Source organism: Corallococcus terminator, from assembly GCF_003611635.1.
Classification (GTDB): Bacteria; Myxococcota; Myxococcia; order Myxococcales; family Myxococcaceae; genus Corallococcus; species Corallococcus terminator.
Genome location: NZ_RAVZ01000413.1, coordinates 1 through 7,338 on the forward strand (window position 1 = coordinate 1; position 7,338 = coordinate 7,338).

General features: G+C 72.2%; 7 protein-coding genes. 4 read left to right on the top strand and 3 right to left on the bottom strand.

Going from position 1 to position 7,338, the window contains the following annotated elements; translation table 11 throughout:
* Positions 1 to 82 precede the first annotated feature (82 nt).
* From D7V88_RS36470 to D7V88_RS36485, 4 genes are all read left to right on the top strand, one after another.
* Positions 83 to 565, top strand: a complete 483-nt coding sequence (locus tag D7V88_RS36470; protein ID WP_120545198.1) for a MerR family transcriptional regulator — start codon at positions 83 to 85, stop codon at positions 563 to 565.
* The gene (locus D7V88_RS36475) at positions 562 to 3,264 is read left to right on the top strand and encodes a VIT domain-containing protein (RefSeq protein ID WP_120545199.1); all 2,703 of its coding nucleotides are present in this window, start codon (positions 562 to 564) and stop codon (positions 3,262 to 3,264) included. Before D7V88_RS36470 ends, D7V88_RS36475 begins: the two co-directional genes overlap by 4 nt.
* 100 nt (positions 3,265 to 3,364) lie before the next feature.
* Positions 3,365 to 4,504, top strand: coding sequence for a hypothetical protein (locus tag D7V88_RS36480; protein ID WP_120545200.1), 1,140 nt, complete (start codon positions 3,365 to 3,367; stop codon positions 4,502 to 4,504).
* A 50-nt stretch (positions 4,505 to 4,554) separates the two neighbouring features.
* Positions 4,555 to 5,187 carry an LURP-one-related family protein gene (locus tag D7V88_RS36485; protein ID WP_120545201.1) on the top strand — a complete coding sequence of 211 codons (633 nt, stop codon included), beginning with the start codon at positions 4,555 to 4,557 and terminating at the stop codon, positions 5,185 to 5,187.
* A 4-nt stretch (positions 5,188 to 5,191) separates the two neighbouring features.
* On the opposite strand, the gene D7V88_RS36490 is transcribed toward D7V88_RS36485, so the two are convergent.
* The 3 genes from D7V88_RS36490 to D7V88_RS36500 all read right to left on the bottom strand — a co-directional run bounded on the left by D7V88_RS36490 (position 5,192) and on the right by D7V88_RS36500 (position 7,190).
* Positions 5,192 to 5,494 (bottom strand): YkvA family protein, encoded by a 303-nt coding sequence (locus tag D7V88_RS36490; RefSeq protein ID WP_244238582.1) that lies wholly within the window; start codon positions 5,492 to 5,494, stop codon positions 5,192 to 5,194.
* A gap of 103 nt (positions 5,495 to 5,597) precedes the next feature.
* Positions 5,598 to 6,644 carry an ABC transporter ATP-binding protein gene (locus D7V88_RS36495; RefSeq protein ID WP_120545204.1) on the bottom strand — a complete coding sequence of 349 codons (1,047 nt, stop codon included), beginning with the start codon at positions 6,642 to 6,644 and terminating at the stop codon, positions 5,598 to 5,600.
* A 135-nt stretch (positions 6,645 to 6,779) separates the two neighbouring features.
* On the bottom strand, positions 6,780 to 7,190 hold the full coding sequence (locus D7V88_RS36500; protein ID WP_147449018.1) for a hypothetical protein: 411 nt from the start codon (positions 7,188 to 7,190) through the stop codon (positions 6,780 to 6,782).
* Positions 7,191 to 7,338: the final 148 nt, after the last annotated feature.

The following is a 7,338-nucleotide window of genomic DNA, read 5'->3' on the forward strand; positions in this document are numbered from 1 at the left end:
GCCCGCCCCATCGCGACACCACCTCTGTCGAGTCATCACTGACGACTTGACACTACAACTGTCACAACCTACTGTTCGGTCTGTGAGCACGCCCAAGACACAGACCGAGTGGAAGCTGACGGCGCTGGCGGAGGCGGTGGGCATTTCACCGCGCACCGTCCGCTACTACGTCCAGCGGGGCCTCCTGCCCGCGCCGCCCTTCAAGGGGCCGGACACGGTGTACGGGGAGGAGCACCTGGTGCGGCTCAAGGCCATCCGGGTGCTCCAGGCGCGCTTCCTGCCCCTGGACGCCATCCAGGCGGAGCTGCTGCGGCTGTCGCCGGAGGAGCTGCGCCGGCTGTCGGAGACGCAGGTGCTGCCCACGCCCCTGCCGGCGGTGCTTCCCAGGCCGCCGGTGAGAAATCCGGGAAAAGACCCGACGGCGGAGGTGGCGCGTTACCAGCGCTGGCTCCTGGCGCCGGGGTTGGAACTGCACGTGTCGGAGCAGGCTGAGGCGAAGGTCCGGGCGCTGGCCGAGCGGGTGCGCGCCCTCATCGAGGAATCCGAAGAAGGGAAGCAGTCATGAACGAGCAGGCGAAGTGTGGGCTGTTCACGCGCGACGGGGCCCAGGTGCCCCTCCAAGGGGTGGAAGTCTCCGGCGAGCTGCTCGGAGGACATGCGCGGGTGCGCGTGACGCAGCGCTACCGCAACGAGGAGAAGAAGCCGGTGGAGGCCGTCTACACCTTCCCGCTGCCCTCGGACGCGACGCTCAGCGCCTTCTCCATGACGTGCGCGGGCCGCCGCGTGGCGGGGGTGGTGAAGGAGCGCGAAGAGGCCTTCCGCACCTACGACACGGCCATCACGGAAGGCCATGGCGCGGCGCTGCTGGACCAGGAGCGCCCCAACGTCTTCACCGCGCAGGTGGGCAACCTGCTGCCCGGCGAGGAGACGCTGGTGGAGGTGGAGTTCCTCCAGGCCCTCACCGCGGAGGAAGGCAGCGTGCGCTGGATGCTGCCCACGCTGGTGGCGCCCCGGTACATGCCCGGCACGGTGCAGGGAGACCGCACGGCGCACGGCAGCGCGGCCCCGACGACGCGGGTGCCGGACGCGGACCGCATCTCCCCGCCCATCGGGACCCCGGACTACGGGCTGCGGATGAGCCTGCTCATCGACGTGGGCCACGAGGTGGTGGTGGAGAGCCCGTCGCACGCGCTGGACGTCACGCGGGAAGGCACCCGCCTGCGCGTGGGCCTGAAGCCGGACCGCGCGCACGAGGGCTCCAACAAGGTGGCGCTGGACCGGGACGTGGTGCTCAACCTGCGCAACGCCAACCCGGACGTGATGCTCACCCCGGTCGTCACGCACCGGAATGCGGAAGGGCCGGGCACGTTCGCGCTCACCGTGGTGCCGGACCTGTTGAACCTGGCGGCGGCGCCGCCCCGGCAGGAGGTGGTGTTCGTGGTGGACACCTCCGGTTCCATGGACGGGGAGAGCCTGCCCCAGGCCCAGGCCGCGCTCCGGCTGTGCCTGCGCCACCTGCGCGAGGGTGACCGGTTCAACGTCATCGCCTTCGAGAACAGCTTCCGGACCTTCACCCCCGCGCCAGTGACGTTCACCCAGCGCACGCTGGAGCAGGCGGACGCGTGGGTCGCCGGGCTGCGTGCCAGTGGCGGCACGGAGCTGCTGGAGCCGCTCGTCGCCGCGATGAAGGCCGCGCCGGACGGCGTGGTGGTGCTGCTGACGGACGGTCAGGTGGGCAACGAGGGGGAGATCCTCGAAGCGGTGCTCGCCGCGCGCAAGTCGGGCCGGGTGTTCTCGTTCGGCATCGGGACAAACGTGAGCGACGCGCTCCTGCGCGACCTGGCGCGGCGCACGGACGGCGCGGTGGAGTTCATCCATCCGGGAGAGCGCATCGACGACAAGGTGGTGGCGCAGTTCTCCAAGGCGCTCGCCCCGCGCGTCACCGACCTGGAGGTGCGCTTCGACGGCGTGGAGGCCAGTGAGCTGGCGCCGGCCACGCTGCCGCCGCTGGTGGACGGCACGCCCTGGACGCTCTTCGGGCGCTATGCGCAGCCGGGCACCGGCAGCGTGACATTGAAGGGTCGTTCAGGCCGGGAGCCCTTCTCCCTCACGGTGCGGCTGGACCTGCCCGCCCTGTCGGACCGTCCGGTGGTGGAGAAGTTGTGGGCCGCCGAGCGCATCCGGGGCTGGATGGACGCGGGGCTCGTGGGCCGACGCGCGGAGGCGATGAAGGAGCGCATCGTGCAACTGGCGCTCACGCACCAGTTGGCCACGCGCTACACGTCCTTCGTGGTGGTGGAGGAGCGCCAGGGCGAGCGCCGTGCTTCGGGTACGCCGGAGACGCGCGTCGTCCCGGTGAACGCCCCCGCGGGCTGGGCCATGTTCAACCAGGGCAAGCAGGAGGGCGGCATCGCTCCGCCGCAGGACGTCGATGACGACTACGATGATGCGGAGCCCACCACGGGGTCGGGCATCATGATTCCCGTCCCTGCCGGTCCCGGAGGCATCACGCGTCCGACCCCCCCGGCCCGGCGCGCCACCCCTGCGTCGGCGGTGTCCCGCGGAGGCGCAGCGCCGCCGCCTCCTCCGAGCATGTCCGCGCCCGCCCCCATGTCCGCGCCTGCGCCCATGCCCATCCAGGCGGAGGCCCGGGATGGGTTCGCGCCTCCCGCCGCGAAGGAGCAGGAGGTCGCGAAGAAGAAGGGCGGCCTGCTGGGCCGGATGCTGTCCGCCGCGATGCCGCAGAAGTCGGCGGCCGCGCCGGCGGAGAGGGCCCGGCGTGAGCAGAAGAAGGACAAGGCGGAGGCCGCGCCCGAAGCCTTCTACGAAGCCGAGGAGGCCTCGATGCTGTCGGTGGCCGACGCGGCGGACCGGCTTGCCGCCGAGGACGTGGGCAGCGTGCTGGGCCGACAGCTCGCGAACGGCCTGTGGGACGGCACGGGTGAGGGGCCGGAGGCGGTGCGCCAGGCCCGCGCCACCGCGCGGGTGCTCCTGGTGCTCCTGCGTGAAGGCATCACCAGCAGCCACCCGCTGCACGGCGCGCAGGTGAAGAAGGCCGTGGACGCGCTGCTGGCCCTGGCCCCGCAGCTCACCCAGGCTCCGGATGTGGCGGAGCTGGCGCTGGGCGTGGCGTGGCTGGTGGCGGCGGGCCCCCGCACGCGGGGCCGCATCGAACAGGCCGCGAAGCCGCTGCCGGGCCTGGGCGGGCGGCTGGCGGACACGGACGCGCTCCGTCAGCACGTGGAGACGCTCGCGACCCGGTAGGCCGCTGCACGGTGTCAAATCAGGACCCCGGCATTCCCAGACGGAATGCCGGGGCCCGTACTCCCGTCTTTCCCCGGGGGTCGACTAGGGTGACGGCGACATGTTCCTCGCGCCCTTCGTCCTGGCCGTCCTCGTCGCCGCGCAGCCCGGGTCTCCGGCCCGCGACGACGCCCCCGTGCCCCCCGACTCCGCCGTGCTGCGGACCATGCCTTCTCCGCCGCTCGTGGAGGGCCCCCCGGAGGCGTGCGCCGCCGAGTCCGACTACCTGGCCGGCTTCGATGCGCTGGTGCGGGGCGAGGACGCGCAGGCGGTGGAGTCCCTGGAGCGGGTGCAGGAGGCGTGTCCCCAGCATCCGTACGCGCCGGAGCTGGCGCGGCTGGCGCGGGCGCGGCTGACGCCCGGTGGCAGGCTGGCGCAGGAGACGCTGGCGCGGCCGGTGGTGTCGGAAGAAGGAACGTCGCGGGGGGCGCGGGCCTCGCTGACCATCGTGCAGACGCTGCACGGCATCACCCAGGGCATCCTCTTGTGCGAAATCGCGGGCTGTGACGATTCGCGCGCGTTCGTGGCGGTGTCGCTGCTGGGCGGTGGCGCGGGCGCGGCGGCGGCGCTGCTGCTCACGCAGGGCGGGCTGACGCCGGGGCAGGCGGCGGCCATCAACTCCGGCACGGTGTGGGGCTTCGGCTATGGCCTGGCGTCCATCAGCTCCTTCGACCTGGACGGCGACAACGCCCTCGCGTCGGTGATGGTGGGGGCGGCGGGCTTCACCGGCCTGGGCGTCCTCATCGCGGAGTTCGGCAACCCCACCGCGGGCCAGGTGTCGCTCACCAACTCCGGCGGCCTCTGGGCGGGCGTCATCGCGGGCCTGCTGATGGCCACGCAGGACACCAACGAGACGCGCACGTTCTTCGCCATCGAGCAGGTGGTGGTGGGCGGAGGCCTCATCAGCATGGCGCTGCTGTCGCGCAACCTGGACGTCTCCCGGGGACGGATGCTGCTCATCGACTCGGGCGGCATCCTGGGCGGGCTGACGGGGCTGAGCGCGCTGTTCCTGCTGCTGGGTGATGACGCGAATTCGGAGGTCTACCTGGTGGGCACCGCCACGGGCGTGGTGGCGGGCCTCGCGGCCACGGCGTTCCTCACGCGCAACTTCGACGCGCCGGACGCCCCGGCCGTGACCATCGTCCCCGCGGCCATGGGGCGCCATGGCGGAATGGGCCTGGCGATGCTCGGACAGTTCTAGACTGTCCCCAGGTCGTCCCGTTTCCTCCTTCCGCCGTCCCGGAGCCGTCCATGCCCGTCGAGTCCCAGGCCCTGACCCTTCTGCGCGGTGAACATGCGCTGCGCGTGCGACAGGTGAAGGAGTGGGGGGAGATCCTCTCCGGCTTCGAAGGCCGCAACCGCTACGAGGTGGTGGGCGACGACGGACGCCCGCTCTTCTTCGCGGGCGAGGTGGGCGGCGGCGTGGGGCTGTTCCTGCTGCGCAGCCTCCTCAAGGCGAACCGGCCCTTCACCATGGAGCTCAAGGACACGCACGGGCAGACGCTGCTGCGGCTGCGCCGCCCGTGGCGCTTCTGGCTGTCCCGCATGGAGGTGGAGGACGGCGCGGGCAACCACCTGGGCGCCATCCAGCAGCGCTTCCGCTTCTTCGCCCGCGCCTACGACGTGCTGGGGCCCCGGGAAGAGGCGCTGGCCCAACTGAGCGGCCCGTTCTTCCAGCCGTGGACGTTCCACGTGCAGCAGCAGGGGCACGAGGTGGGCACCATCGCCAAGAAGTGGAGCGGCTTCGGCAAGGAGATGTTCACGGACGCCGACAACTTCGGCGTCCAGTTCAACGGGCTGGACGATGTCCACGTCCGCACGCTGGTGGTCGCCGCCACGTTCCTCATCGACTTCGTGCACTTCGAGAACAAGGGCGGCAGTTGATGCGCTAGCCGTGCCGGCGCAGCGTGGGCACGCGCGGGTGCCCCGCTTCGTCGCGCGGCACCCCGTCCCCGGGAATGTCATCCGGAGACACGTCCGACGCGCCAGGGCGGTAGCGCTGCACCTCGCGCACCATGAAGAGGGCCGCCGCCGACAGCACGCCCAGGTCGTCCAGCCAGCCGAACACCGGGATGAAGTCCGGCACCGCGTCCACCGGCGACACGAAGTACAGGACGGCCAGCAGCCCGGCCAGCTTCCGCCACGTCCCCACCTTGGGGTCGCGGACGTAGTGGAAGAAGCGGGTTCCCATTCCTCGAAGGCCTGCGATGTTCATACCCCTCCCTACGCATGGGGGGCCCGGGTGATTGCACTTCCCGTGCCCGGTGCTCGCACGCCCGGTGTACAGGCGGGCGTTACACAGCCGTCTCTTCCAACACCTCCGCGCGGCCCGCGACCTCCAGCCGGGCGCGACTGCCCTCGCGCAGCGGAGAGGCCGCGGAGGAGCGCACCACCAGCGCCATGCCGGCGCAGGACACGGTGAAGTCCACGTGCGCGCCGCGGAAGGCGCGCTCCAGCACGTCGGCGCGCAGGGCGCCGCCCACCGCCACGCCATCCGTGTCCGGCACCAACTTCAGCGCTTCGGGGCGCAGGGACAGCATGACCTGGCCACGCGCGTCCGCGTTCAGCGGCAGGTTGCCCAGCGCCGTGCGCGCGACGCGACCGAAGGCGGAGCCCGGCAGCAGGTTGGTGCCACCCAGGAAGTACGCAGCGAAGGCGGTGCGCGGGGATTCGTAGACGGCTTCCGGAGCGCCCTGTTGCTCCACGGTGCCACCGCGCAGCAGCACCAGCCGGTCCGCGAAGGCCAGCGCGTCCGCCACGTCGTGGGTGGCGAAGAGCACCGCGGTGCCCCGGGCCTTGAGCACGCGGCGCCATTCGCCCAGGAGCGCGGCGCGCAGTCCGGCGTCGAGCCCCGCGAAGGGCTCATCCAGCACGAGCAGCTTCGCCCCGGACGCCAGCGCCCGGGCGAGCAGCACCCGCTGCCGCTGCCCCCGGGAGAGCGTTCCACACGCGCGCGATTCCAGGTCCTCCAGTTGGAACAGCGCCAGCAGGCCGCGTGCGTGCGCCACGCCCTCGCCCTTCGGCTGCGCGCTCAGCACGACGTCGCGCACGGTGAGGCCGGACTCCAGTTCCGCGTCGTGGAGCACGCGGCGCAGCGGACGCTGCTCCGGAGGGACGAACGCGTCCGGGCCCGCGAGCACGCGGCCCTCCAGCGTGACGGTCCCCGCGCTGGGACGCTCCAGGCCCGCCACCAGTCGCAGGAGCGCCGTCTTGCCGGAGCCGGAGGAGCCCATCACCGCCAGCGACTCGCCCGGCTCCAGCGCCAGCGACACGTCCCGCACCGCCGGGGACGGGGCACCGGGGTACGTCAGGGAGAGGGCGTCGAGCGAGAGCAGGGGCATGACGACGGCCACACTACGGTGCGCGTCCGGCCGGACAAAGCGCCGCGTCCAAGGGCTGCGCGATGCCGGACGCTCCGTGGACACGGGCCCGCGGCGGGAAGAGGGGCTCCACGAAGGCCACCGGACGCGAGCGGCTCACACCGTGACGTGGAGCCAGACAAGCAGGGCGCTCAGGACCAGGGGCTGCGCGACGCAGGCAGGCCACCGCGAGGCAGGAGCACCCCGGAAGGCCCAGCTCACGAAGAGCACCGCCAGCCAGGCGAAGACGCGCTCCGTCCGCGCCAGTGAAGCCAGGAGTCCTTCCAGCTCCAACCACGCGGGCTCCGCCAACAGGGGAGGCTTCGTGTTCAGGGAACGGATCAACACGTCCCATTCCAGCCGGTTGTAGAGGCCTGGGACACGAAGGGCCGCGACGCTGAGTCCCCCCACGCTCACGAGCGCCCGGACGAAGGCGCTGGACCGCCACAGGCCGCGCCAGCCCCCGTCCCGAGCAACAGGCTGCTTGAGCGATTCCGCCACCACCGCATCCGTTGCAGGAGCCATCACGTGGAAGGCCACCCGAAGCCCGGCGTCGGCTCCTGCCGGAAGGCCCACCCCGCCCCGAGGAAGGCTACGCTGCCGCCCGCGTTCTTCCCCTGTCACAGGGAGTCACCATGTCGCGCCTGCTCGTCGCCTGTGCCGTCCTCCTGGGAGC

Excerpts from the sequence above, each read along its gene's own strand:
- D7V88_RS36485 (WP_120545201.1), top strand. The coding sequence starts at position 4,555 with ATGCCCGTCGAGTCCCAGGCCCTGACCCTTCTGCGCGGTGAACATGCG.
- D7V88_RS36475 (WP_120545199.1), top strand. The coding sequence starts at position 562 with ATGAACGAGCAGGCGAAGTGTGGGCTGTTCACGCGCGACGGGGCCCAG.
- D7V88_RS36490 (WP_244238582.1), bottom strand. The coding sequence starts at position 5,494 with ATGGGAACCCGCTTCTTCCACTACGTCCGCGACCCCAAGGTGGGGACG.
- D7V88_RS36495 (WP_120545204.1), bottom strand. The coding sequence starts at position 6,644 with ATGCCCCTGCTCTCGCTCGACGCCCTCTCCCTGACGTACCCCGGTGCC.
- D7V88_RS36480 (WP_120545200.1), top strand. The coding sequence starts at position 3,365 with ATGTTCCTCGCGCCCTTCGTCCTGGCCGTCCTCGTCGCCGCGCAGCCC.